Raw genomic sequence first — 24524 nt, 5'->3', positions numbered from 1 at the left:
GGGATAGAATTATTCATGGCTGGCCGCCTCCAGGACGGGTTCGACGCCGGTGGCCAGCGTCATGATGCTCTCCTGGCTGATCTCTGAGCCGCTCAATTCCCCGGCAATACTGCCTTCGTGCATCACATAAACCCGGTCACTCATGCCAACCACCTCGGGCAGTTCACTGGAGATCATCAGGATCGCCACTCCCTGCTGCGCCATCTGACTCATGATGCGATAAATTTCGCTTTTGGCACCCACGTCAACGCCGCGTGTCGGCTCATCGAGGATCAGAATGCGCGGGCCGATCGCCACCCAGCGTGAAATCAGCAGCTTCTGTTGGTTACCGCCGGACAGTCCGCCGGCCCGTACCTGAGCATGGGGCACACGGATATTCAGCAGGCCAATGGCGTCGCTGGAAATACGCTGCGCCTTGCGCCTATTCAGCAGGCCATAACGGCCGTCGCGTTCCAGCGTCGCCATAACGATATTTTCATGCGCGGCCAGATCGAGAAACAGGCCCTGCTCTTTGCGGTTTTCGGTGAGAAAACCAATGCCCAGCGCAATGGCGTCACGCGGTGAATGGATATTGACCGGCTTACCGTCAATTTCCACCGTACCGCCGCTGGACTTGCGCACGCCGAAAATCAGCTGCGCCAGTTCGGAACGACCGGCGCCCACCAGCCCGGCAAGGCCGACAATTTCACCGGCACGTACCTGCAGGCTGACCGGTTTTACTTTCTTGCCGTCGGTCAGGCCATGCAGCGTCAAGCGTGGTTCGCCCACCGCAATGCCCTGTTCCTTGTTGAACAAATCGCTCAGTGGACGGCCCACCATCATGCGCACCAACTCGCTGGCAGACAGTTTGTCGCGCATCAGGCTGCCGACGTACTGGCCGTCGCGCAGCACGCTAACGCGATCCGACAGCTCGTAGACTTCCGCCATGCGGTGGCTGATGTAAATGATCGCCATCCCCTCATCGCGCAGACGTTTGATCAATTCAAACAGCCGATGCGTCTCACGCGAAGAAAGCGCCGCCGTCGGTTCGTCCATCACCAGAATGCGACTGTTGCGGTGCAGCGCACGGGCGATTTCCACCTGTTGCTGTTCGGCAATGGTTAATTTCATCACCCGATCGCCGGCGCTGAACTGCGCGCCCAAACGATCGATCACCTTCTGGGCTTCCAGCAACATCTGCTGGCGCTTCACCAGGCCGCCGCGCTGGATCTCGCTACCCAGAAAAATGTTCTCTGCCACCGTCAGATTCGGTGCCAGATTCATTTCCTGATAAATCAGCGTGATGCCCGCCGCCAGGGCATCTTTTGGCCCTTTAATGGCAAACGGCTGCCCATCGATAAAAATTTCCCCGCTGCTGGCGATATAAGCGCCGGCCAATATTTTCATTAAAGTGCTTTTACCCGCGCCGTTTTCACCCATCAGCGCGTGGATCTCACCGCTATAAACCGTCAGGTTGACGCCCTTCAGCGCATAAAACTGACCAAAACTCTTGGCGATGTTGTGCATTTCCAGGATCGGGGTCGCGCTCATCGTCATACCTCAGGTTGCGGTTCGGATTGAGTGCAGTTAATCACGCATAAATAAATGCAAAATGTCAGCGGCCGTTCATCTTTGTCATATTGTTAATGGGACGGGGATTTATAATGCGGACAATCAGTTACGGGGGATCCAATGCGCAGACTGCCTTTCCTTGCCGGTGCACGTGGGCGCCTGCTGATGTTCAACCTGCTGGTGGTGGCGGTGACGCTGATGGTCAGCGGCGTGGCGATCGTCGGCTTTAACCATGCGGGCAAGCTGCAGGAACAAGTTCAGGCGCAAACGCTAAATGAGATGAACGGCAGCATGGCGCTGAGCCGCGATACCTCGAACGTGGCGACCGCCGCCATTCGGCTATCGCAGGTGGTAGGCGCGCTGGAGTATCAGAGCGAGTCAGCCCGGCTCAAGCAAACCCAACTGGCGTTGCAGGCCTCTCTGGGCCGACTGGCGGCCGCTCCGCTGGCACATAGCGAGCCGGAGCTGGTTCAGCGCATCATCAGCCGCAGCAACGCGTTGGAAACCAGCGTGACCCGCATGCTGGATCTCGGTCACGCACGGCATCTGCAACGCAATATCCTGCTCAGTGGGCTGTATCAGACGCAGAGCACGCTGCGGCATATCGCCAGTCTCAACCAACGTAATAATCTGAACCAGCCCTCGCTGCCGCTGCTAAGCCAGATCGACCGGCTGCTGGCGATCGCCATTCAAACCCCGACGCCCAAGGCCGCCGCCCAGCAACTCGACAGCGTGATGGCCTACTGGCCGCAGCACAGCCCGGATGCCCTGGTCGACGAGAAAATGCGCCAGTTTCGCGACAGCGAACAACGCCTGCTGCCCGAAACGCTGGAGCTGGAGCAAAGCGATCTGGCTCTGGCCTATTATACCTACCATATCAAAGCCTTGGTGGCGATGCTCAATGACGACATCAATCTCTACGTACAGAAAGTGGCGGACGAGTCGGAGCTGCGCACCCATCAAACCCATCGAGAGCTCAGCTCCATCAGCTGGTTTATCGGCCTGTTCGCCCTGCTGGCACTGGTGATTACCGGTTTCGCCGGGTGGTATATCTACCGCAATCTTGGATCGAACCTGACGGCAATCGCCGGTGCCATGACGCGATTGGCACGGGGTGAGCGTGAGGTCAGCGTACCGGCATTGCAACGCCGTGACGAACTGGGCGAGTTGGCGCGGGCATTCAACGTCTTTGCGCGCAACACCGCCTCACTGGAACAGACCTCACGCCTGTTGAAAGAAAAAAGCACCCAGTTGGAAACCACCTTTCTGGCAATGCGCGACGGCTTTGCACTGTTTGATAACGACGGCCAACTGGTGGTGTGGAACCCGCAATATCCGCTGCTGCTGGGGCTAAACGAACACCAGTTGCACCGTGGCCAGCACTACCGCGAATTACTGCAACACGTGACGCCCCCGGCGGGTCAGCGTTGGGAGGCAGTGCTGGCCAACCTGTCCAGTGAACTGCCGCAGCCGCAGGAACTGCGCCTGAGCGACGGTCGCACCGTCGAACTGCGCTTCAGCCCGGTACCCAATCGCGGCGTAGTTAACGTGGTGCTGGAACGCACCGAGCGCAAAGCGCTGGAAGAAGCGCTGCTGCACAGCCAGAAAATGAAGGCGGTCGGCCAACTCACCGGCGGCCTGGCGCATGATTTTAACAACCTGCTGGCGGTGATTATCGGCAGCCTGGAACTGACTACCCAACAAACTCAGGATGCCCAAACCGAACAGCGCATTACCCGGGCGCTAAAGGCCGCCGAACGCGGGGCCCAGCTTACCCAACGGTTGCTGGCATTTTCGCGTAAACAGGCACTGCATCCGCAGGCCATCCGGCTACAGACGCTGGTAGAAAACCTGCAGGAGTTGCTGCGTCATTCGCTGCCCACGACATTGTCGCTAAGCATTGAGACTCAGCAGCCCGGCTGGCCGGCGTGGGTCGATGCCAATCAGTTGGAAAACGCGCTGATCAATCTGGTGGTCAACGCCCGGGATGCCATGGAAGGCCGCAGCGGCGTGGTTAAGATCCGCATCTACAACCAACGTGTGGTACGCAGCGGTGGCAAGAAACAGGACATGGTGGCGCTGGAGGTGCTCGACACCGGCTGCGGCATGTCGGAGGAAGTCAAAGCACAGGTGTTCGAGCCATTCTTTACCACCAAGGCGGTGGGCAGCGGCAGCGGGCTGGGGCTGTCGATGGTCTACGGCTTTGTACGCCAGTCCGGCGGCCGGGTGCAGATTGAAACCGCACCGGGCGAAGGCACTCTGGTGCGTCTGCAACTGCCGCGCGCCCCGGCACCGGCAGTCGCGCAAGCAGTGCCACAACCACTCGAAGAAAGCGACGGCACCGACAGCCTGGTGTTGGTGCTGGAAGATGAAAATGACGTGCGTCATACGCTGTGCGAACACCTGCACCAGCTCGGCTACCTGACGCTGGACTGCGCAGACAGCAATGAGGCGCTGGCGCTACTGCGTCAGACGCCGGATATTGGGGTGCTGATAAGTGACCTGATGCTGCCGGGCGAACTGGATGGCATGCAGGTGATTGGGCTGGCGCGTGAGATTAATCCGCGCCTTACCGCGCTGCTGATCAGCGGCCAGGATATACGTCGCCACCATGAAGACACGCTGCCCAATGTTGAACTGCTGCGCAAGCCTTTCAGCCAGCGGCAACTGGCGTTGGCACTGCAACGGGCACGCCGCTCAAACGCGGCCGCTGACGCAATTCGGAGGGAATGAGGCGATTTTTCGCCCCTGATTCGTTATTATGCCGCCCTGCTTTTGATGAATAAGCGTGCCAGATGCACGCCCAGCCAGGGATAACATTATGCTGTGGTTTAAGAATTTGATGGTTTACCGTTTGAGCCGCGAAGTGGCGTTAAACGCGGATGAAATGGAAAAACAACTCAGCGCTTTTGCTTTCACCCCGTGCGGCAGCCAGGACATGGCGAAAACCGGCTGGGTTTCTCCAATGGGTTCCCACAGCGAGTCACTGACACACGCGGTTAACGGCCAAATTGTTATCTGCGCGCGCAAGGAAGAAAAAATCCTGCCGTCGCCGGTCATCAAACAAGAGCTGCAGGCCAAGATTGAACGCCTGGAAGGTGAACAGCACCGTAAGCTGAAGAAAACCGAGAAAGACGCGCTGAAAGATGAAGTGCTGCATAGCCTGTTACCACGCGCCTTCAGCCGCTTTAACCAGACCTTTATGTGGATCGACACGGTTAACGATCTGATCATGGTTGATGCCGCCAGCGCCAAACGCGCGGAAGACACTCTGGCGCTGCTGCGCAAAAGCCTGGGTTCACTGCCGGTGGTGCCCTTGACCATGGAAAGCCCGATCGAACTGACGCTGACCGAATGGGTACGTTCCGGCGAACTGCCGGCCGGTTTTATCATTCAGGACGAAGCGGAGTTAAAGGCCATTCTGGAAGACGGCGGCGTGATCCGCTGCAAAAAACAGAACCTGATCAGCGATGAAATCGCGGTGCATATCGAAGCCGGCAAGCTGGTGACCAAGCTGGCGGTGGACTGGCAGGAGCGCATTCAACTGGTGCTGGCAGACGACGGTTCACTGAAGCGTTTGAAGTTCGCCGATACACTGCGTGAGCAGAACGACGATATCGATCGTGACGACTTCGCCCAGCGTTTTGACGCCGACTTTATCCTGATGACCAGCGAATTGGCGGCGTTAATCAAGAACACCATCGAAGCTCTGGGTGGCGAAGCCCAGCGCTAAGTCTGCCTTAAAATACCAAGGGCTCTGCATGCAGAGCCCTAAGACGTTTGCGACCAGGGATATTGGGGAAAACGCGGCGCTGAACCCTAGGGTTATTCTTCATCTTTTATTTTTAGAACATACTTTTTCCAGAAGCGGCTGGAAAGAAATGCATAAATCGACGTGAAGATAATAGACGCTAAAAACGCTTTGATGAATGAGGTGGGGAAGGAAAACTCTTTTATGTTGGCGATTAAAAATGATGAAAAAGAAACCCCTGCAACGAACATCAATCTTTTTAATCTTTCCTGTTTCACAAAGCACTCCTTTGCTTAAACGGAGAGATTGCAATCTCTGAGTGCGATGACAAAGTTGCCTTTGAACCCGAGATACTCGAGCCCGGCGCACTAAGGGCTCTGCATGCAGAGCCCTGATTTATCACCGAAGGGTGAAATTACTTACTTAAATAACGGCACAGATAGGCGGTCGCATCGGCCACTTGCAGGTTGAACTCACTGTGGGCCGGTACGAAGAATTTCTCCCCTGGCGTAAACACCTGCCAGTCCGGCGAGCCCGGCAGCAACACTTTCAACGCTCCGGTAATCACGGTCATTTCTTCCGGCTGGGCAGTGCTGAAGGTGTATTCACCCTCTTCCATAACACCGACGCTGGTAAGACCGATGCTGCTACTATCGAAACCGATAGACTTCACTTTTCCAGCAAAATACTCGTTCACTTTCAGCATAACTGTCACCCGCGTAATCAACTTTATGGGAAATCCATATTGGGGGATTGCGGTTGATCTGTCACTGGTTTTTCTCGCGAAATGCGATCGTGGCGCAGAGTAAAACGCTGCCGAGCGGTTGACCCTCAGCCCGCCGCTCTGGGTTCACGCCCAAAAACACGCAGCGCGGCCCCCGACAGACCGCCATATGAGATTTTATTAGCTTTTTAATCAGTCAATTAACTCAGCTGCCAACTTGGCTACCAGCGCGTTGGACAACAACACCGGTATTTCAAGCCGTGCCTGCAGGAAATCACGATGCTGCCGGTGATAACCAATGCAGTCGAGCACCACCACCTGCGCGCCCTGCCGCTGTAATTCGCTTGCGGCCAACTCCAGCACTGCGTCATCCGCCAGATAAGGGCTGGCGACGGCAAAACAGGGAGGCGTCGCCAGTAACTGCCACTTGCCCGCCTGCTGGCTGATTTGCTCCGCCACCGGCACCACAATGCCCACCCGATGTTGGCTGACAATGGCAGAAATCAGCGGTGGAATAATGCGATCCGGCTCCAGCAACAGCGCCTGTTGTGCATGCAACTGGCCAAACTCTCCGGTGCACAACAGCAGGATCACCTCACAGCCCTCCGCTTCCAGCGCATTGATTTTCTGCTGCAACCCCTGCTCAACCCGAGTGGCCGCCAATCTCACCTGTGTACCGTCCAGCAGGCGTGAAACCAGCACCTTCTCTCCGGCCTGCGGTGCATAACGCTCGTCAATCTGGCTGGCATTCAGCCCGTCCAGCAACCCGACATGCCTCACCTGTTCCGCAGGCAAATAGGCAGACAGCAACGGCATAATGTCGTTGCGCGGTGCCTGACCGATAGTCAGCGTGGCAAATGAGGCATTCATGGGGTTATTTCCTTTTTTGCAGGTGACTCAGGCTGCCGTACAGCGCCAGCAGCTGCGCATATTCATCGGCCTGATAAAAATGACAGGTACCACGCCCGAACTCTTTTGCCACTTCCACCGCAAACTTGACGGTGAGCGCAATATCCACTTCATGGCTGGCGCCGGTTCCGCAGCCTGGCACGACTGACTCGGTGCAGATTGCCACACCGACCACTGGCACAGACGTCGCGGTCGAAGGCTGCAGAATACTGTTCAGATGGTGTACCCCGTTGCCGTACGGGGTAATGTCCTGAGTGGTGATCGGGAAGGTCACCGCCGGGCGGCCGCTGGTCATCTCCATAATCCGCAGCAGATCTTCCGCCACCCGCAGGATGTAACCTTCTTTCACCGTCGGTGATAACGCGTAGCCTTTGTGGTTGATGATGCGATTGCCCTTGGTGGTGTCGATGGACAAAATAGCGTCGGCCTCCGCCATCACTTCATTATCGTTCATCGTCACATCGTCGATCGGAGAATCCATAAAATCGACCGGATCATGCGGGCGAGTCGGCGCATCAGGACAAATATGGGTGGTGATGATCACATCGCCCGCCAGCACATCGCCCTTGCGCTGCATTTCCGCCAGCTTCAGCGCACTGGCTATCGCGGCTATCGCCCCGTCGCCGTCGGACACCAGGCCAATACGCGTTGGCCGCGCGCCAATGCCGCCCAGGCGGCCGATAATGCCAAGGGTCGGCGCATCCCCACCCTGGCTTTTACCGGCGCTGCCGGGGATTTCAATACGCACGAAGTCGGTCGCACCCTTCGGCCCGCTGGCACGCAGCGTGCTGGCGCGGATACCGGGATAGGACGTGAACAAATCGACCACCTGCTGACCGTTCACATAAGCACTATCAATTAATTCAAAAACCTGCAGCGTTTGTTGCAAACTCATAATCGGCTGACCTCACAATTTAACCGGGTGGGTTATTTCCCTTTGCTGGAAAAAATAGAATTGAAGAAGCTGTACAGCGCGTCACCGGCGATAAAACCGGCCGCCATGATCTCCATCGGCGTGCGCCCCTTGTCACCCCAGCGGCGAATAATCAGGATGCGCAGCGCAATACCGACAATCACTGCCCATCCCGCCAACGCATTGTTGATTAACAGGCCGGTGGCCAACAGCACGCCGAGCTGGCGCTTGGGCCCGCCAATCAGCTGCACGATGGCACCGGGGACCGCCCAGATAAGCAGGCTGTAGGCAATGCCCGGCTGTGCGCCCGCCTCGATGGTTTTGGCGTACACTCGCGCCACCGGTGGGATCAGGTCCTGCAGGAAATAGCTGGTATAAGCGAAGTACACCACCGGGATGGCGATGACAAAGGCGATCAGCGCGGCAAACAGCTGAATGCGGCGTCCCATCAGCTCCTGTTGCAGATCCTTGCCGTAGCCACGCAAGATAAACCCGGCTTTCAGATCAAAGCCCATATCGGCAAACGCCGGGCCGGTAGCCGCGGTAAATCCGGTCAGCACGCACAGCGCCAGCGGCGGGAAGCCAATCAGGATACCGATAATCAATGTAATCAGCGCCACCGCAAAGGCCGGGAACCAGCCGGAATGCATCGCGGCGATGCCGACGATCAGTTCATGCACAAAGGCGGCAAACGCGGCGTAAATCACAAACAGCACCAGCATGCCCAGCGACATCTCGCTGTACAGCCCGCCAACCAACGCCAGCAGCGCGGCAATGACGATATAGCCCACCGCGCCTAATCCCAGCGCTTTGCGCACTTCGCTGTCGGCCTGGCTATAACCACCGGTGTCGGCGCGCTTGCTGCGGATCACCTGAACCACCTGGATCAAGGCCACCAAACCGGCCCCCACCATCACTCCGTGAGGAATGAAATGCGCATTGATATCAAAGCCTGCCATAGGTTCCGCGTAGGCTCGCAACAACAGACCGACACCAAACATGCCCAAAGCCCAGATATTGCCGATAAACGCGGTGCCGAACGCCGCCATCGGGATTTTAAGCATCGAACCGGCGACACCGACCGCTACCCCTACCACCAGCAGCCAGGCTTGTTTGCCGCCCCGGTCACCGGCCTTAATGGCTTCCGCCGCCGCGACGCCCGGTGGCCAGGCATTGGCCGCAGGAAAGATTTTGGTGTCGAACATGCGGTACAGCAGGTAGGCGTCGAGCAACATCGCAGCCGCCACCCCGCAAAACATCGGCAGGATCAGCTGAGGTTGCCCCATCACATAAGGCACGGCAATCGGCATCAGCAACGAGTTGGCAGCGCCAAAGGTGGCGGAAGAGATCACCGTTTGCGCCAGGTTTTGCGTATGTACCGAGCGGTAGCGCTGGAACATTTGCAGTGGAATGCGCGCCAACAGCATGGCGAGCAACGCGCCAATAATCGACGTGTTGGGCGTCACGCCCAGCGTGGTGATCAGCTGCACGCCGATAATCGCACCGACGATGGACAGCAGCACCATCACCAGCAGAGTACCGATATCTTTCAAAGGATTTATGCTGCTATTTTCTTTCATAGTTTTAATTTCCCTGAATATTCCCTGGTGTCTGGCAACGTTAATTTCGGCATGAAGCGGCACTCACAGTTCCAAATATTGGAACTGTGAGTGCCGTTAAGTATTTATTGCCCATAACTCTAAGTGAGATAATTAAGGAATTCCCTGGTGTTGGTCTTCGTTAATTATCAGTTGCTGGCAGACTGTTTCGGTGCGTTATTTGATCTGTTGCCAATAATCATCACCGAGTTTTTCCGCCAATTGCCGGGATACTGTCATTAATGCTTCCAGCACACCGGGTGAAAACGGCTGTTCTTCCGCCTGCGTAGGGAAAGACAAACACAGACCAACCGTCTCATTACGGTGTTTGTTGGTCACCGTGGTTGCCAAAGAACTGATGCCTTGCAAGGTTTCGTTACGCGCCAGAGACCAGCCCTGCTGCCGAACCTGTGCCAGCTTACTCAACAAGGCTTCCAGCGTTTGCGGAGCATTGGGTGAAGCGGCGCGGTAGCCTGCGGAAAAACGCGCTATCACCTGCTCATCACTGTCACGCGCCAGTATCGCCCGGCCTACCGAGGTTTCCGCCACCGGTGAGCGGCTGCCTGCCGGCGTCACCACCTGGAGGAAATGGCGGCCGGGGAACATACGCATCACCATAATTTCCTGCGCCTCCAGCACCGAAACGTAACCCGTGCAGTTGGTCTGTTGACTGAGCTGCACCATACTCGCCGCCACGCTGTCGACCAACGGCGTCGACAGATAGTGGCTGGAGACCGATAGCAGCAAACGACCGATTTTATACAGCTTGCTGTCAGGATCGCGCTCCAGCATGCCCTCATTTTCCATGGTCTGTAACAGGCGAGAGGCGGTGCTTTTTGGCAGCATCAATTGGCTCACTACATCACTGAATGAAATACCGGCCTGGCCGTGCATCATTCGCTGTTGAGAAAATAACTTTAATACCGCAGCAGCATTTTCCAGAGTTGTCATTGCATGCCTTGTTCCACTATATGGAACTCAGTTCCTGTTTGATAATTAGAAACTAAAACTCGTACAACTTATCGTCAAGCAGTTTATTTTTTATCCCGCCTTAAAATAGCAGCGGATGATGCTTCGCTAAATTAAATGCAACGGCGAACGTGGATGAAACAGCTCAATTACCATTCAGTTATTCGACCGTACCGGTATAATCCAGCATGTCATGCTAATTGTTCGTTATCGAGTGAGGTAATTAAAGCAGTAAGCGGAATAAATAAAGAAACCGGCATGACGCCGGTTTCAGAGGGATAGTATTTAATCTTCCAGCGCCGGATCTTCGTAACGATGCTTGGCATCGAGCGCTTCCTGCTCGGTAGGATGCTCACTGAGTAGCGTATTGGGCTCAATGTCATCGGTGCGCACCTCAAAACGGTGCATATGCAAGCTTGGATCACCCCGGTCAACGGCGACCACTCGGGCGGTTCTCGGATAGCCAGGTCGGTCATTTTCGCGCATGCTGATCTCCCGTTTGATTCCACAGGGTTAAGTATAGCAGCGCTATTTATACCGACACGCGCGACCCCAAATCGCGATCGCCCTGTTCGCCTTCCAGCAACTTCGTCAGCTCATCGCAGGCGCAGATCTTGCCGTCACGCACGGTGAAATGTGCCAACACCTTAACCAGGCTGCGGCCTCCGTCCCGCTTTTCCAACCGAACCTGATGGTGGGTCAGTACCGAATCCCCCTGCCCGGCCACGGCGACTATCTCCAGCGTCATGCTGCGGGTAAGTTGTTTCAGTAACGCCATATGCTGCATAAAATGGCTGTAATCCAATGTGTTGCCGTCAACCTGCTGGAGGTAATCTTCACTGAAAAACTCAGCGATCAGCAGCGGCTGGTGTTGGGGTGCCGCGACGACCCGTTGCAGGGCCTCGAGCACGATGGCGGTGGGGGTTTTCAGGCGGCTCATCATTTTTCTCCAAAAGTTGAATGATGCGCAGAGCATAAATCAGACAGGGAATGGCATAATAACCGCATATGGACTTTATATACCGCAAAACGGCCAACACTGATGATCCTGCAAAGCGCACGACTTTGGCATGAGAAAAAACACTTAACGCCCTGGCATCAACATACCCGCGGACAGCTCTATTTATTAACCCACGGCATGATTGCGTTGGAAACTCAGGAGCAACAATGGGCAATGACCGCCGGCAGTATCGGCTGGCTGCCACCCCATTGCGCTCATCAGGCGCTGGCGTGCGGTAACGTTGCAGGCTGGAGTTTGTATCTGCCGGAGCCTTACTGTAGCGGGCTACCGGAACAACCACACCTAAGCACCGCCTCTGGGTTGATTCAAGCGTTGGTGGAGCGCATCGCCCTCTTCGCAGGGCAGAGTTTGAACGCGCCGCAACGGCGGCTATTACAGGTGTTAAGGGATGAGGTACGCATGCAGGAAAATACACCGCTGCAACTGCCGCTACCGCAGGATGCACGGTTGTTGAAAATTGCGCGTGCGTTGCTGAACGAACCTGCTGATAACCGAACACAGAGTGAATGGGCCGCCTGGGCCGGGTTGAGCATACGCACCCTGAGCCGGCGTTTTATCAACGAAACCGGCATAACGTTCGCCCGCTGGCGCCAGCAAGCTCGGGTGATCCGTTCGCTGGAGCCGCTATCACGCGGTGACGCCGTCAACCGGATCGCCGCCGAGTGCGGTTATGACAATGTCAGTGCCTATATTGCCGCTTTCCGTCAGCGTTTTGGCACCACACCGGGATTGTATTTTGTTCAGCACGAGACTCATTCTCGAGAGAAAAACGAGGCAGCCGTCAGGCGCAATTGACGGTGCCCCAAGAGAAAACTCACTGAGACCCTATTTTACCGTTTCTGGTCGCAAAACGGCGAGGATCTGCTCCACCACCTGCTGCGGGTCGCCGGTACCGTCCATCACGTAGTGCGCGGCCTCCTGATACAGCGCTTCACGCGCGGCCAGCACTTCCAGCATCTCTTCGGCAATCGGGCGGCCGGTCAGCGTAGGGCGCTGCGTGTCTTGCGGATACTCTTCCAGCCGCTGTGCCAACACTTCGGCAGGAGACCGCAGGTAAATGACCGTGCCGTGCTGACGCATAAAGCAGCGGTTCTCTTCCGCCAGGATCGCACCACCGCCAGTGGCAACTACAGTTGACGGTTGAGTGACGGTTTGCAGGGCAATGCTTTCACGGCGGCGAAAACCCAGCCAGCCTTCTTGTTCGACCATTTCCGCCACGCTCATCTGCGTGGTCTGCTGCATAAACAGATCGGTATCGATGAATTGATAACCCAGCGCCAGCGCCAGTGCGCTGCCCACCGTGGTTTTACCGGCTCCGCGCGCGCCTACCATGAAAATGGTTTGTGTCATTACGGGTTGTCCCTTATACGGTGACTTAAGTGCATTTGCTCGCCAAAACCCGGCGTGCTGATCCTGCGATGGCGGGGTTGCTGCATCATACCGCCATCATCCTGTATTTCAATATTTACGATAGTGTAAATTCCATGGCACAGCGACTGCCGACGGCAAAGCCATCTGCCACTTCTTGCGCCAACCGGGAGCTCAATGATGCACTGAGCCGCTCAGGGGCTATCGGCCGGAACCCCAGCCGTTGGTAATAGGGGGCATTCCAGGGCACATCGATAAAGGTGGTCAGCGTCAGGCGCTGCGCGCCCTGCAACCGGGCCTGTGCTGCAACCTCGGCAATCAACTGACGTCCAATGCCCTGACGTTGCCAATTGGCGGCAACCGACAGTTCGGCGATATGCCAATCCTGCTGTTGCGCCGTCACCGCGATAAACCCGACTACCTCACCCGCTGCGCTCTCCGCCAGCCATTCCTGCCGCCGCTGAATAAAATCAGTATGCTGCTGTACATCCATCACCGGGCTTTCGGCAATAAAAGCCCAGGCCGGTTGTTGCTGAAACAGCTGCGCAGCCGACCGTTCGGCGGCGATCAGTTGAGCAATATCCTGCAGTTGCGCCAAACGGATCTTCAGGCTCATCGGATTCTCCTTAACCACAGGCCGGCTATTTAACCAGATTTATCCGACGGCAGATACCCGCCACCGAACTGGCTTCCCGGCCCGCCAAATTAGAAGTCGACGCTGGCACGCAGCACCACTTCTCGTGGTTCCCCCACCGCCACGCGCAAATTGCCGCCGCTGGAAGGGTAATAGGTTTTGTCGAACAGGTTCTTTACGTTCAACTGCCATTTCACCCGGTAGCCATTGACCGGCATGGTGTAAGCGGCGAAGGCATCAGCGACGGTGTAGTTATCGAGATTAAAACTGTTGGCAGCATCGCCGGGGCGGCGGCCCACATAACGCGCACCGGCCCCCATGCGCACGTTGTCTCCGCTGTATAGCCCTGGGGAACCCAAATCTTGCGTCAGGAACAGTGAAGCCGTGTGGCGCGCCACGTTGGTCATTTCCTTGCCTTTGTTGTCAGGATCATCCACCACCCGCGCATCGGTATAGGCATAAGAACCGATCAGGCTCAGTGAGTCGGTAATATTGCCCGCGACATCCAGCTCCACACCCTGCGAGCGCACGCGCCCGGCGGTGCGGGTTACGGTTTCACCATTCACCAGTTCGCTGACCATCACGTTGCGTTTGGTGATATCGAACAACGCCAGGGTACCGGTAACGCCATTGGGCAACTCAACCTTACTGCCCACTTCCCAGGCTTTGCCTTGTTCCGGCGGCAGCGAACCAATCTGGCTGGCGATGGAAGAGTTCGGCTTGAAAGATTCGGTATAGCTGCTGTACAGCGACACATACGGCGTCAGCTTGTAGACTACCCCGGCGCGGGGCACCAGTTTGCTATCGGAGCTGTCGGTATTGGTCACAAACGGCCGCCCTTTGCCGGCAAACACGTCAAAGGCGTCGTAACGCAACCCGCCCATCACCAGCCATTTATCGGTCAGTTGCACGGAGTCCTGCATAAACCAGCCGTAGCTGGTGAGATTTTCACGCTGATCGCTGTCTTTGGCACTGACGGCGTTCGAAGTAGGCATCTGGCCATAAACAGGATGGTAAATATTGAAATCGCTGTTCTTCTTGCCACGGATCATATCGCCCCGGTAGGTGCGATTATCTTCAAAATCAAAGCCGAACAGCATCTGGTGGTTGATGCGGCCCCAGTCGACGTCACCGTTGAGCGTCAACTGCACCGCGTTGGCATGGCTGACGGCATGGGCGGTGGAGTCGGCCTGGCGCGACAGTACGCCAGTTTCAGGATCCAGAGCCAGCGCGCGCGCCTGATTGTCACTGTAGCTGTTGCGGCTGTAGGCGTAAGTCAGCGAGCTTTTCCAGCTCTCGTTCAACACTTGATCAACCTGCAGGGTGACGCTGTCCTGATCGCCACGCGTGGCGTTGTAGCTTTCGTCGAAGCGACGATCACGCGGCGTATTCACCGGTTTGCCAGTACGTGAATCAATGATGGTACCGCGATCGAACGGCACCAAATACTCCATATGCTCGTAGGCAACGCGCACTGTGGTGCTCTCGCCATACCACATCAGCGAAGGTGCGATCACCGTTTGACGGTTGCGGCCAAAGTTGCGCCAGTAGTCGGTCTCGTCGTGATCGACAATCATCCGATAGGCGAATCCTGAAGTCCCCAGCGGCCCGGTAACGTCCAACTGGCCGCCGCCGCCCTTGAAGCTACTGCCCCAGCCTTCCACATGGGTGTGCTGCTGCAACTGCGGCTTTTTGGTGATCATATTGATCATCCCACCCGGTTCACCCATGCCGTATAACATTGAGGCCGGGCCTTTCAGTACCTCAACCCGTTCGGTGGTTGGAGTAAAGTTGCGCGCCTGCACCGAGCGCACGCCGTCGCGCAGAATTGAGCCGTCGCGGTTATCGCCAAAGCCACGCTTCATCACCGCGTCCTGGGTTCCCCCCAACGTATTCGCCTGGGTGATGCCGCTGACGTTATACAGCGCCTCATCCAGGCTGTTGACCGCCTGATCGCTAATCACCTGCTGCGGCACGACGTCGATAGCCTGCGGCACATTCAACAGGCTGGTTTCGCTGCGGGTACCGGTCACACTGGTCAGCGGCTGATAGCTTTGCACGCCGTCGGTCTGTTTTTGCCCGACCACCACCAGGGTTTCACCCTTGTCTGCGGTTTTGTCGGCAGCGATCGTCGGTGCCGATGCACAGGCTGCCAGAGGCAGTGCACACCACCAGCCACGTTGGGGGTTATTCATTATTTAACTGACTCCAATAGGTCCCTGAAAAAGGTAACGGCAAAAATTGTTGATATAACTGCTTAAAGGTCTGCTGCGGGTTGATGTCTGCAAACAGATCCGGGTAGAAGATTTTGGCGAACATCTCAACCGCTACCACGTGATAGGGGCTGAGATAAAAGTTGTGCCAGAGGCTCCAGGCCTGATGATTTTTTATTGCTTTCAGATTGGCGAGCATTGGCTGTTTTTCCATCACCCGGCTAAAGCTCTCATCGGCTTCCTGCTGGGTGACCAGCGGCCCAAGGCGCAGATCGGAAAAATGTTTGCCCTGTGGCCCGGCCATGCCGGTGGCGATATAGATGTCGGGATTGGCGGTCAGAATGGTTTCCGGGTTCAGCTCACCGTAAACGCCTTTGATGCTGGCGTTGGCAATATTGTCGCCGCCGGCAAAGGCCAGTAAATCACCGAGGTTGCCATGGGCCGCCGTGGTGCAGCAGGTTTCGCGCCGGCCGAGATGCAGGTGCAACATCACCTTGGGTTTCGGCCCCTGATAGCCGGCCAGCCGCTGCTGGATCACCGCCATATGCTGTTGATAGAAGTTGATGAACTGCTCTGCGCGCTGCTGGCGGTTAAGCACTTCGCCCAACAGACGGACGCTAGGTACGGTGTTATGCAGCAGATCGACCCGTAAATCGACGTAGATCACCGCAATTCCGGCCTTGCTCAACGCACTCAGTAATAAATCACTGTCACCCTCTTCCCGCGCATAGCGCGCGAGGATCACTAAGTCCGGCTTCAAGCGGATCAGGTTTTCAATATTTACCTGGCGGAAATTACCCTTGCTGATAGAGGGGATCGCTTTGATCTGCGGAAATTTCTGCGTGTAGAGTTGCCAGCTTTGCGCATCGAAACGCGCCATATCTTCCGGCCAGCCAACGATACGTTGGGCGGGGTTTCCCGGCTCGAGCAGCGCCAGGGTATACAACATGCGGCTCTCGCCCAGCACGATACGCTGCGGATTATCCGGCACCTCAACCTGACGCCCCGTAATGTCAGTGACCATTTTTGCCTGAACGCCAAAAAAGCCGAGCAGCAGGGAAAGCAGAATAAAAATGAGGGAATTGCGCATCAGTGAGCCGGATTAGTCAAAATATGCGCGCATGATAATCACTCTCATTAACACTTTCAATCACAACAGGCAAAGTGCGGGTCAAATCCGCTGAATTACGCAGTTTCGTCACTGATGCGTGCAAAACCGCTATAAATACGGTTTTATTAAGTTAAAAAAGCGGTCGATAATCCGATAACGGCTGAGCCAGATTGGCAGATAAAAGGAGGTGCAGAGATGACTCAACAGATTATTCCACTGACCGAGTGCCCACAGTTCAGCGACGTTTGTGCCGCATGGGCCTTTGGCCAATGGGGTTCGCAGCGCGGCGGTACTCTGGAACGCACGCGTCAACGCTTTGCCCAATGCGCGCAACCGAGTGAAGACTACACCACCTTGTTGATGATTGAGGACGAACGCCCGCTGGGCATGGCCAGCCTGTGGCCAAGTGACGATCATCACCGGATGGACCTTTCCCCCTGGCTGGCTGGAGTGTTTGTTCACCCTGACCATCGCCGTCAGGGCATTGCACAGCGCCTGGAGGCCGCCATCGTCCAACTGGCGCGCCAACGCAACCACCCCGTATTGCACCTGATTACCGACAAATCAGAGTCGCTGTATACCGGCTGGGGCTGGCAAACCATCGAACGCCGGCAGCAATATGATGGCCAGGTGGTGGTGATGGAAAAAAGGCTTTAGTTAACGCGGGGTGCAGATATACACCAGCGCCGGCGGGAAATTACGCACCACCCGCAGTCGTTTCCAGTGAAAATAGCGGGACAGCAATTTTTCTGACAGGTGGCTGTACTGAAACAACACCAATGTCCCGTTGTTTGCACGCAAGCATTGTTGTGCCTGCTGTAAAATACGAATGCTGATTTTAAGCGGGATCGACAGTAGCGGCAGGCAGGAGAACACCACGTCGTAATCGCGAGCCATTTGTTCCGCCGAACAGTTCATCACCTGCAGGCGGCGATCGTCAATTTTCCGCAATTGATGGACAAAGTTGGGTTGAATTTCAAAAGCGTCCAGTGAGGCATCGGCCCGCATGCGCCCCAAGATACGCTTGGTCAAAACGCCGTCCGCTGCGCCTAACTCCGCGATCGACAATGCCCGCGTCCACTCAATCTGATTGAGCATCGCCTGGCATAGCCAGGGGGAAGAAGGCGCCAGAGTGCCAATAGTGCGTGGCGAAGCCATAAACTGCTGGAGGTAGGAAAAGTGGTTTTTCAGTTGCAGCCGTGTCGCATTTAACATTGGGGCCTCCTTAGGTTGAGTAGCCACCAATCTGAACTCAATTCCTTAAGCATTCATTAACATGAGTCCTAAAACCACCGGTACAGTTGTAATAAAATGCAACTGACAGCCAGCAAAAAAAACGGCTGTGATAATGATCATCGGGTAAGTCTATAACGACATTACCGGTCAGATTATTATCCACAACCGTTTATTTTATCGGCCACTTATTAAAGCGACCGATATTAATTTACTGTCTAAAAATTACCGGTAGATTTCCGCATTACCACGCCAGTTGCTGGAATCCCCCGGGGTGTCCAGCCCAATAATACGCAGATGGCTGGCGCCATCCGCCTGAGCTTTTTCTTTCAGCGCGTGGACCGCGTCACCCGGTGAACCGCTAACACCGGAAACCGAGACTACGCCAAGGCTCTGCAAGCCGCTGGCTTGCTCAGTGCTGACCTGTTTTACTGATGACAGCGGCGCTGCAAATGAAGAGAACGAAGCGGCTGCCAACAGAACTGCTGCGATGCCAGTTAATAGTTTCATGATTAACTCCAGGTGTTTTTGTTTATTTTCTCGAATCAGTGGAGTTAATTATCGGCCAGGCAATGAAAGGTGACGTAATGCAATGTAAAGAACATCAATCATTGTGACGAAAATAAGGAGAAGGTGCGTGCGGATATGTCTTGGCGAAGATTGTTCCTAGAGGAGAGACCAACAATACTCCCGGCAGATGACAATGAAAAGTCAGTTTGGTCAGAGAAAGATAAAAAACCTCGGTTTTAAGATTTATCACCCATCACCGGGCGGCTGAACTACGCTATTGCTGAAGGTTATCATTTTGGAAGGACTCCCTATGTCGCAAACCTTACTACGCGTACGCGATGGCCATGGCGCCTCGGTTTCGTTCTCGGAACTGCTGTTCGATCTGATCTACGTTTTTGCCGTTACCCAGCTTTCTCACTATCTGCTGCACCACCTGACGCTGAACGGAGCATTGGAAACCCTGTTGTTATGGTTCGCCGTCTGGCTGGCCTGGCAATACACCGCCTGGGTTACCAACTGGTTTAACCCGGATACTCGCCCTATTCGCATCCTGCTGTTCGCCATCATGCTGCTGGGGCTGTTCGCTTCATCCGCGCTGCCACAGGCATTTGGTGAGCGCGGGCTGATGTTCGCGCTGTTCTATGTCGCGATCCAGGTGGGCCGCTCGCTGGTTGTTCTGAACCTGTTACCGGCCGGGCATCCGCTCAAACAAAACTTCCGCCGCATTCTCGGCTGGATGTGCATCTCGGCGCTATTCTGGATCCTCGGCGGTCTGGCGGAAGGTAACCAGCGACTGTTGCTATGGGCAGTGGCGGTATTATGTGAATACGTTTCACCAATGTTCGGTTTCCGCTTGCCGGTGCTTGGCCGTTCCGACAGCAGCAGCGAGTGGACGATTGAAGGCCATCATCTGGCAGAACGTTGCCAGCTGTTTGTGATCGTGGCGCTGGGGGAAACCATTCTGATCACCGGCTCTACTCTCAGCGAAATGGAGTCCTGGACCGCACCGGTGTTGATTGCGTCGCTGGTGGCCTTTCTCGGCAGCCTGGCGATGTGGTGGGTTTATTTCGATACCAGCAGCAAAGCCGGTAGCCATGCCATCAGTCAGGCCGAAAATCCTGGCCAGTTGGGGGCCAATTTCCATTATGTCCATGTGGTTCTGGTGGGCGCGATCATCGTCTGCGCCGTCGCCAATGAACTGGTGATCGCCCACCCTGACGGCCACATCACTAACGTAACGGCTGCGGTGCTCCTACTGGGCCCGGCAATTTATCTGCTCGCCAATGCGCTGTACAAGCGGCTGGTGTATCGCCGCTTCCCGCTGTCGCATTTGCTGGGGCTGATCGCGCTGGCGGTGCTGGCACCGATTGCGTATCTCACCGATTTATTGATGGTGAACGGTCTGACCACGCTGATTATGGTGGCAGTGGCGGTGTGGGAAAGCATTTCACGTGGCAGAGCGCCACAGGCTAACCGCGACGCTATCATATAAGGAAGGAAACAGGGGGTCGTTGACAAAGAGCTCTGCTGTTTAGTGGTAGGGGCGCTGCATGCTGCGCCCTATAGCATAATCAATGGGTTAAATCGGGTCGAACATGTTCGACCCCTACAGGTAGCTCTTATGCGGGTTTATCAGCACTCTGATAGAGTCCATACACTTACTGGTGTTTACTTCAGCGGTTGCGGCAATGTCAGTACCCAGAGTTCGCTGAGTGACTCCGGTTTTTCCAGCGGCTGCAATTCGATACGGGTCGACACGGTTTTGCCGTCCAGGTTCAGCTTACCCTGTTGATCCAACTGATAATCGCCAATTTTTTTAGCCTTCGGCTGCTCGTCCACCAGCTTGGCCTGCAGGCCAAAATCGTTATCGTTGATCACGGCCAATGTACGATTGTCGATCAACGACAAGCCTTCCACTTTCTCCTGCTGCCAACCCAATTTGCGCAGATCCACCACTTCACGCTTCTGTGCCAGCTTCACGCCGCGTTTCGCGAGATCCTTCGCATCATCAAATTCCAGCGCCTTGCCCTTGCCGTCAAAAGCCGTCAGGTCGGTTGCCTGGCTGAGATCAACCAGATAGATCTTGTTGATCATCTGTTTGTCTTTATCGCTACCCTGCTCAACCAACAGGATGTGCTGGTCATCAACCGCCACAATGTCGCCGACCTTGGCGTCTTTGGCTTTTTTATAGCTGTCGATATCGATCGGGTAACCGTACATCGCCGTTTTACCGCTGGCGGGATCAAAACTGACCAGCCGGGTGAACTGCGCCTTGTTCTTGCTTTTGCCCTCAACGTCGAGCGTGCTCTGCACCGCCGCTAAAATCCGTCCGTCCGGCATCCGGGTAATGCCTTCAAAGCCGCGATTCGGCTGACGCCACTTGATGATATTCGGTAACCCACCCGCCACCGCCTGTTCGCCCTGTTCCGGCGTTGGGCCGTATTTGGCGAGGATCTTGCCCTGGCTGTCGATATGGATCAGGAACGGACCGTATTCGTCACACAGCCAGTAACCCCCCTTGCCGTCCGCTGTGATACCTTCGGTATCCAGCCCACGCCGATCACCCTGCAAGGTTTTCAGCGTATCGCTCAGTGCCACTTCGTTGGTGGAACCTATCAGGCCCGCCGGCAGCGGCAACCCGCTGATCGGCCCTTGCTGGTCATGTAGCGGGCGTGCATTGCTGGCAACCGCTTTGCCGCCGCCGACACGAATATCCATCAACAACGGAACAAACTCCGGGTTGGCGAAAATTTTCGCTTCCTGATCCCCAACCGCAGGCGCATCCGCGTTGGGGCCGCGATCGGTCAGGGTGGTCAGCAGCAAATCCTGGCCTTCACGGCCATTGAATACCAGGCCCGAGCCAATACCTACAGGCAACCCCTGTGGGAAATTCTTGGCGAATGCGCCTTGATAGCTCACATGTTCGCCAGCGGGAAAGCTGACCACATAGCGCGCCACCTCAACGTCAGTGGCAGCATAGGAGAACAGAGGAAACAACGAACTGATTAACAGCGAAACCGATTTTATTTTCATGGTTATGGCTCAGAGTTAAGGGTATGAAGTTGGCAGCTTGCTAAGGTATTAGTCCTGCATGACGGTTTGATGACAAGCAGGTCTAATGCCATGAATTGTCGCAATAATTAAATATGGCAAATAGGAATTAACAATTAACCCGGGAAAATCGAATGGGATAATCATATGGAAAAACAAATTTAATCGTGGCCATTCCCCGTCAGAAATACCTATATCGCTTAAGCTTAGGGTGAATTCTTATAACAGCGATAAAAAAATCAGCAAACGCACTCCGTTCCTCAAAATATAGGCGTGTTCGCATAGACAAAGTTAATTGGTGGGGATTTAATACCTGCCGTTATTCAAGGTGCATTAAGAAAATTCCGTAGAAACCTGCATTAATTGAAAAAGGTGTTCTATAGTTTTTAGTGCTAACGCCCGTTAGTATTTTCCGTAGGATGGAATCTATGTCAAAGCGACTTTTTGCCGAATTTTTTGGCACATTCTGGTTGGTGTTCGGTGGTTGTGGTAGCGCAGTATTAGCAGCAGCATTTCCACAGCTGGGTATTGGTTTTCTTGGTGTCGCGCTCGCTTTTGGTCTGACCGTGGTCACCATGGCTTACGCCGTTGGCCATATTTCTGGCGGGCACTTTAACCCGGCGATTACCGTAGGATTATTTGCCGGCGGCCGTTTTGCCGCTAAAGACGTGATTCCCTATGTGATTGCTCAGGTTATTGGCGGGATTGCTGCAGCGGCGGTGTTGTATTTGATCGCCAGCGGCAAGGCTGGTTTTGACGCTACCGGCGGCGGCTTTGCCTCCAACGGTTACGGTGAACACTCACCAGGCGGCTATTCTCTGCAATCCGCTATCGTCATTGAATTGGTACTGACCGCATTCTTCCTGATCGTTATTCATGGCGTAACAGATAAACGTGCACCTGCCGGCTTTGCTCCATTGGCCATTGGTTTGACGTTAACCCTGATTCACCTGATCAGTATTCCGGTAACCAATACTTCCGTTAACCCGGCACGTAGTACCGGCGTGGCAATATTCCAGGGAACCTGGGCATTGCAACAGCTTTGGGTATTCTGGCTGGTGCCATTAGTGGGCGGTGTTATTGGCGGCCTGATTTATCGCTGCCTGTTGGAAGACAAGAAGTAAATTCTGCCCGGTAATAGTCTGTCAGGGCAGCCGCTATATCCCATGAATTTCCGATTGCCATCGGGAGAATGAAGGGTATATCGGCTGCCCTGAGTTATTTAGCCTCTGACGGCCTCAAACATCATAATGTCGCTGGTGAATGTTCCGTCCGGCTCGATGGCAAAATGCTGCATCACTTCTTCAGAAACCCCCTGCTGATAAGCACGGATGGCGGTAACGAAATGCTCCGGCGTACGCATCCGCTCTACCCAACTGCTGAACTCCAACAGCAGCCGATCCGATGTCACTTCCTGTACCAGCAACCCGGCCTCGGTCAGCAGACTCAGCCATTCACCCGGCGCATAGTCACGCACATGTGAAGTATCACGCAGCACCTCAACGGTTTGCAGATAGATATCCAACAGCGGATGCCCCGGTGAAACCACATCCATAAAGATGGCCCTGCCACCCGGTTTCAATACCCGTCGAACTTCGCGCAGCGCCTGGCCGACGTCATGCCAGTGGTGCGCCGAGTAACGGCTGATCACCACATCAAAGCTGGCATCGTCAAACGGCAGCGATTCTGCCACGCCCTGCTTTACCTGAATGTTGTTGAAACCTTTATCCGCCGCCGCCTGGCTGACCACTGCCAGCATCTGCGCCGATAAATCATAGGCCACTACCTGCGCCACTTTGTCTGCCGCGGTAAAGCTGGCATGCCCCGCGCCACACCCCAAATCCAGTAATTTGGCGTTGGCATGGGGTTCCAACAGTCTTGCCAACCGCTGTAAATCCTTTCCCTGTGCATGCACTGCGCTGGTCAGGTAAGCGCTGGCCTGCTCACCAAACTGACGGTCGACCGCATTTTTATGGCTATTGCTGATGCTCATAGGTGCTCCCTTTATTGTCTGGCTTTCGCCTGTGCCGGATGGCTTTTAATGACTATAATCGGCTTATTATACGGGTACAATATAAGCAGTTATCCTAGTATCATGAGGTACCAGTCTATGCAATCAGAAGCCTTGTCCGGCCCTAAAGCCCTGGGTGCCTTCCTGCGTGCGCACCGGGAACGCATCACACCGGAAATGCTGGGTTTACCCAGCGCCCCACGCCGTCGCACCAGCGGCCTGCGCCGTGAAGAGCTGGCCCAAATCAGCGGTATCAGCGCCACCTGGTATACCTGGATCGAACAGGGGCGCGAGGTTTCCATATCCCCCCATACGCTGGCACGCATTGCCAAAGCGCTACGCCTGGGGGCAGCCGAACGTCACTACCTGTTTACCCTGGCGCGAGTGGCCGATCCCGAACAGGAGCATCACCAGGAAACGGCTAACAGTGCCGTGTTGCAAAGTGTTCACCAGGTAACGGTGCCTTGCTACCTGCTGGATATCACCTGGAATGTCGTTGCCTGGAACCCGCAGGCGGAAAGCCTGTTCAGCGGTTGGCTGGGCCAGGCCGCTACCCCCAATCTGCTGCACTTTATGTTTTTCCACCCGTTGGCCAAAACCCTGGTCAGCGACTGGGACGACCGTGCACGACGCGTGGTCGCCGAATTTAGGGCCGAAACCAGTCACCATCAGAACACCGAAGAAATGCGCGCTTTCGTACGCAACATGACGCACAACAGTGAGGCCTTTAACCACTGGTGGAAACAGCAGGACGTGCTGGCACGAGAAGGAGGCGAGCGTGTATTTACCCACTTGCAACAGGGGGCGTTGCGCTATCGGCAACTGACGTTTAACCCGGCGGAAAATAGCGGGTTGAAGCTGGTGATGCTGATCCCTCTGCCGTAACTGGTAACAAATTCATAAACAGGTTTACCTGCCATTTATTTATTGGTTCATATAAACGCGCTAGGGTGATAG

The 24524-nt window shown here is 55.4% G+C and carries 24 protein-coding genes; 7 read left to right on the top strand and 17 right to left on the bottom strand.

Going from position 1 to position 24524, the window contains the following annotated elements:
- Window positions 1-9: 9 nt before the first annotated feature.
- Window positions 10-1530 (bottom strand): sugar ABC transporter ATP-binding protein, encoded by a 1521-nt coding sequence (locus tag E5C26_RS05135; protein WP_135315347.1) that lies wholly within the window; start codon window positions 1528-1530, stop codon window positions 10-12.
- Window positions 1531-1671: 141 nt separating this feature from the next.
- Here E5C26_RS05135 and E5C26_RS05130 point away from each other — a divergent pair, with 141 nt between their 5' ends.
- Entirely contained in the window at window positions 1672-4284 is a 2613-nt protein-coding gene (locus E5C26_RS05130) for an ATP-binding protein (RefSeq protein ID WP_135315346.1), read from the top strand.
- Window positions 4285-4372: 88 nt separating this feature from the next.
- On the top strand, window positions 4373-5284 hold the full coding sequence (gene rdgC / locus E5C26_RS05125; protein ID WP_012005468.1) for a recombination-associated protein RdgC: 912 nt from the start codon (window positions 4373-4375) through the stop codon (window positions 5282-5284).
- A 92-nt stretch (window positions 5285-5376) separates the two neighbouring features.
- Here the strand turns inward: rdgC and E5C26_RS05120 are convergent, their stop codons facing one another.
- The 8 genes from E5C26_RS05120 to E5C26_RS05085 all read right to left on the bottom strand — a co-directional run bounded on the left by E5C26_RS05120 (window position 5377) and on the right by E5C26_RS05085 (window position 11358).
- Window positions 5377-5580, bottom strand: a complete 204-nt coding sequence (locus tag E5C26_RS05120; protein ID WP_135315345.1) for a hypothetical protein — start codon at window positions 5578-5580, stop codon at window positions 5377-5379.
- Window positions 5581-5717: 137 nt separating this feature from the next.
- Window positions 5718-6008 carry a pyrimidine/purine nucleoside phosphorylase gene (ppnP, locus tag E5C26_RS05115; protein ID WP_037426875.1) on the bottom strand — a complete coding sequence of 97 codons (291 nt, stop codon included), beginning with the start codon at window positions 6006-6008 and terminating at the stop codon, window positions 5718-5720.
- Between the two features lie 210 nt (window positions 6009-6218).
- Window positions 6219-6896, bottom strand: coding sequence for an AroM family protein (locus E5C26_RS05110; RefSeq protein ID WP_135315344.1), 678 nt, complete (start codon window positions 6894-6896; stop codon window positions 6219-6221).
- Between the two features lie 4 nt (window positions 6897-6900).
- Complete coding sequence (locus tag E5C26_RS05105; protein ID WP_135315343.1) at window positions 6901-7830, bottom strand: DUF1177 domain-containing protein; 930 nt, start codon at window positions 7828-7830, stop codon at window positions 6901-6903.
- 32 nt (window positions 7831-7862) lie between these two features.
- Window positions 7863-9428, bottom strand: a complete 1566-nt coding sequence (locus E5C26_RS05100) for an OPT/YSL family transporter (protein WP_135315342.1) — start codon at window positions 9426-9428, stop codon at window positions 7863-7865.
- A gap of 195 nt (window positions 9429-9623) precedes the next feature.
- On the bottom strand, window positions 9624-10397 hold the full coding sequence (locus tag E5C26_RS05095; protein WP_135315341.1) for an IclR family transcriptional regulator: 774 nt from the start codon (window positions 10395-10397) through the stop codon (window positions 9624-9626).
- Window positions 10398-10700: 303 nt separating this feature from the next.
- Window positions 10701-10901, bottom strand: a complete 201-nt coding sequence (locus E5C26_RS05090) for a YaiA family protein (protein ID WP_037423273.1) — start codon at window positions 10899-10901, stop codon at window positions 10701-10703.
- Between the two features lie 46 nt (window positions 10902-10947).
- Window positions 10948-11358, bottom strand: coding sequence for a nuclear transport factor 2 family protein (locus tag E5C26_RS05085; protein ID WP_409513901.1), 411 nt, complete (start codon window positions 11356-11358; stop codon window positions 10948-10950).
- Between the two features lie 99 nt (window positions 11359-11457).
- Between E5C26_RS05085 and E5C26_RS05080 the strand changes: the two genes are divergently transcribed.
- Entirely contained in the window at window positions 11458-12231 is a 774-nt protein-coding gene (locus E5C26_RS05080; protein ID WP_409513900.1) for a helix-turn-helix domain-containing protein, read from the top strand.
- Window positions 12232-12261: 30 nt separating this feature from the next.
- On the opposite strand, the gene aroL is transcribed toward E5C26_RS05080, so the two are convergent.
- The 4 genes from aroL to E5C26_RS05060 all read right to left on the bottom strand — a co-directional run bounded on the left by aroL (window position 12262) and on the right by E5C26_RS05060 (window position 16741).
- Entirely contained in the window at window positions 12262-12786 is a 525-nt protein-coding gene (gene aroL / locus E5C26_RS05075) for a shikimate kinase AroL (protein ID WP_135315339.1), read from the bottom strand.
- A gap of 115 nt (window positions 12787-12901) precedes the next feature.
- The gene (locus tag E5C26_RS05070; RefSeq protein ID WP_135315338.1) at window positions 12902-13420 is read right to left on the bottom strand and encodes a GNAT family N-acetyltransferase; all 519 of its coding nucleotides are present in this window, start codon (window positions 13418-13420) and stop codon (window positions 12902-12904) included.
- A gap of 89 nt (window positions 13421-13509) precedes the next feature.
- Window positions 13510-15633 carry a TonB-dependent siderophore receptor gene (locus tag E5C26_RS05065; RefSeq protein WP_135315337.1) on the bottom strand — a complete coding sequence of 708 codons (2124 nt, stop codon included), beginning with the start codon at window positions 15631-15633 and terminating at the stop codon, window positions 13510-13512.
- Complete coding sequence (locus E5C26_RS05060) at window positions 15626-16741, bottom strand: ABC transporter substrate-binding protein (protein WP_135315336.1); 1116 nt, start codon at window positions 16739-16741, stop codon at window positions 15626-15628. Before E5C26_RS05060 ends, E5C26_RS05065 begins: the two co-directional genes overlap by 8 nt.
- Before the next feature lie 216 nt (window positions 16742-16957).
- Between E5C26_RS05060 and E5C26_RS05055 the strand changes: the two genes are divergently transcribed.
- Entirely contained in the window at window positions 16958-17419 is a 462-nt protein-coding gene (locus E5C26_RS05055; protein WP_135315335.1) for a GNAT family N-acetyltransferase, read from the top strand.
- Here the strand turns inward: E5C26_RS05055 and E5C26_RS05050 are convergent, their stop codons facing one another.
- The gene (locus tag E5C26_RS05050) at window positions 17420-17977 is read right to left on the bottom strand and encodes a class I SAM-dependent methyltransferase (RefSeq protein WP_135315334.1); all 558 of its coding nucleotides are present in this window, start codon (window positions 17975-17977) and stop codon (window positions 17420-17422) included.
- 243 nt (window positions 17978-18220) lie between these two features.
- Complete coding sequence (locus tag E5C26_RS05045) at window positions 18221-18505, bottom strand: DUF1471 domain-containing protein (RefSeq protein ID WP_135315333.1); 285 nt, start codon at window positions 18503-18505, stop codon at window positions 18221-18223.
- Between the two features lie 310 nt (window positions 18506-18815).
- Here E5C26_RS05045 and E5C26_RS05040 point away from each other — a divergent pair, with 310 nt between their 5' ends.
- Entirely contained in the window at window positions 18816-19997 is a 1182-nt protein-coding gene (locus tag E5C26_RS05040) for a low temperature requirement protein A (RefSeq protein WP_135315332.1), read from the top strand.
- 176 nt (window positions 19998-20173) lie between these two features.
- On the opposite strand, the gene E5C26_RS05035 is transcribed toward E5C26_RS05040, so the two are convergent.
- Window positions 20174-21538 (bottom strand): esterase-like activity of phytase family protein, encoded by a 1365-nt coding sequence (locus E5C26_RS05035; protein ID WP_135315331.1) that lies wholly within the window; start codon window positions 21536-21538, stop codon window positions 20174-20176.
- Window positions 21539-21984: 446 nt separating this feature from the next.
- Here E5C26_RS05035 and aqpZ point away from each other — a divergent pair, with 446 nt between their 5' ends.
- Complete coding sequence (gene aqpZ, locus E5C26_RS05030) at window positions 21985-22680, top strand: aquaporin Z (RefSeq protein ID WP_012005450.1); 696 nt, start codon at window positions 21985-21987, stop codon at window positions 22678-22680.
- Window positions 22681-22778: 98 nt separating this feature from the next.
- On the opposite strand, the gene E5C26_RS05025 is transcribed toward aqpZ, so the two are convergent.
- A complete protein-coding gene (locus E5C26_RS05025; RefSeq protein ID WP_135315330.1) occupies window positions 22779-23549 on the bottom strand; it encodes a class I SAM-dependent methyltransferase in 771 nt (256 codons plus the stop codon).
- 117 nt (window positions 23550-23666) lie between these two features.
- On the opposite strand from E5C26_RS05025, the gene E5C26_RS05020 reads away from it, so the two are divergent.
- Window positions 23667-24452: a helix-turn-helix transcriptional regulator gene (locus E5C26_RS05020; protein WP_135315329.1), complete on the top strand. Its 786-nt coding sequence runs from the start codon at window positions 23667-23669 to the stop codon at window positions 24450-24452.
- The last annotated feature ends 72 nt before the right edge of the window (window positions 24453-24524 follow it).

This window comes from Serratia proteamaculans, assembly GCF_004684015.1.
Taxonomy (GTDB): Bacteria; Pseudomonadota; Gammaproteobacteria; order Enterobacterales; family Enterobacteriaceae; genus Serratia; species Serratia proteamaculans_F.
The sequence above is the reverse complement of the archived record's forward strand: the minus strand, read 5'-3'. Positions and strand labels throughout refer to the sequence as shown.

What these genes read in the sequence shown, in the direction of transcription:
- E5C26_RS05135 (WP_135315347.1), bottom strand. Translation starts at nt 1,530, where the DNA reads ATGAGCGCGACCCCGATCCTGGAAATGCACAACATCGCCAAGAGTTTT.
- E5C26_RS05130 (WP_135315346.1), top strand. Translation starts at nt 1,672, where the DNA reads ATGCGCAGACTGCCTTTCCTTGCCGGTGCACGTGGGCGCCTGCTGATG.
- rdgC (WP_012005468.1), top strand. Translation starts at nt 4,373, where the DNA reads ATGCTGTGGTTTAAGAATTTGATGGTTTACCGTTTGAGCCGCGAAGTG.
- ppnP (WP_037426875.1), bottom strand. Translation starts at nt 6,008, where the DNA reads ATGCTGAAAGTGAACGAGTATTTTGCTGGAAAAGTGAAGTCTATCGGT.
- E5C26_RS05110 (WP_135315344.1), bottom strand. Translation starts at nt 6,896, where the DNA reads ATGAATGCCTCATTTGCCACGCTGACTATCGGTCAGGCACCGCGCAAC.
- E5C26_RS05105 (WP_135315343.1), bottom strand. Translation starts at nt 7,830, where the DNA reads ATGAGTTTGCAACAAACGCTGCAGGTTTTTGAATTAATTGATAGTGCT.
- E5C26_RS05100 (WP_135315342.1), bottom strand. Translation starts at nt 9,428, where the DNA reads ATGAAAGAAAATAGCAGCATAAATCCTTTGAAAGATATCGGTACTCTG.
- E5C26_RS05095 (WP_135315341.1), bottom strand. Translation starts at nt 10,397, where the DNA reads ATGACAACTCTGGAAAATGCTGCTGCGGTATTAAAGTTATTTTCTCAA.
- E5C26_RS05090 (WP_037423273.1), bottom strand. Translation starts at nt 10,901, where the DNA reads ATGCGCGAAAATGACCGACCTGGCTATCCGAGAACCGCCCGAGTGGTC.
- E5C26_RS05085 (WP_409513901.1), bottom strand. Translation starts at nt 11,358, where the DNA reads ATGATGAGCCGCCTGAAAACCCCCACCGCCATCGTGCTCGAGGCCCTG.
- E5C26_RS05080 (WP_409513900.1), top strand. Translation starts at nt 11,458, where the DNA reads ATGATCCTGCAAAGCGCACGACTTTGGCATGAGAAAAAACACTTAACG.
- aroL (WP_135315339.1), bottom strand. Translation starts at nt 12,786, where the DNA reads ATGACACAAACCATTTTCATGGTAGGCGCGCGCGGAGCCGGTAAAACC.
- E5C26_RS05070 (WP_135315338.1), bottom strand. Translation starts at nt 13,420, where the DNA reads ATGAGCCTGAAGATCCGTTTGGCGCAACTGCAGGATATTGCTCAACTG.
- E5C26_RS05065 (WP_135315337.1), bottom strand. Translation starts at nt 15,633, where the DNA reads ATGAATAACCCCCAACGTGGCTGGTGGTGTGCACTGCCTCTGGCAGCC.
- E5C26_RS05060 (WP_135315336.1), bottom strand. Translation starts at nt 16,741, where the DNA reads ATGCGCAATTCCCTCATTTTTATTCTGCTTTCCCTGCTGCTCGGCTTT.
- E5C26_RS05055 (WP_135315335.1), top strand. Translation starts at nt 16,958, where the DNA reads ATGACTCAACAGATTATTCCACTGACCGAGTGCCCACAGTTCAGCGAC.
- E5C26_RS05050 (WP_135315334.1), bottom strand. Translation starts at nt 17,977, where the DNA reads ATGTTAAATGCGACACGGCTGCAACTGAAAAACCACTTTTCCTACCTC.
- E5C26_RS05045 (WP_135315333.1), bottom strand. Translation starts at nt 18,505, where the DNA reads ATGAAACTATTAACTGGCATCGCAGCAGTTCTGTTGGCAGCCGCTTCG.
- E5C26_RS05040 (WP_135315332.1), top strand. Translation starts at nt 18,816, where the DNA reads ATGTCGCAAACCTTACTACGCGTACGCGATGGCCATGGCGCCTCGGTT.
- E5C26_RS05035 (WP_135315331.1), bottom strand. Translation starts at nt 21,538, where the DNA reads ATGAAAATAAAATCGGTTTCGCTGTTAATCAGTTCGTTGTTTCCTCTG.
- aqpZ (WP_012005450.1), top strand. Translation starts at nt 21,985, where the DNA reads ATGTCAAAGCGACTTTTTGCCGAATTTTTTGGCACATTCTGGTTGGTG.
- E5C26_RS05025 (WP_135315330.1), bottom strand. Translation starts at nt 23,549, where the DNA reads ATGAGCATCAGCAATAGCCATAAAAATGCGGTCGACCGTCAGTTTGGT.
- E5C26_RS05020 (WP_135315329.1), top strand. Translation starts at nt 23,667, where the DNA reads ATGCAATCAGAAGCCTTGTCCGGCCCTAAAGCCCTGGGTGCCTTCCTG.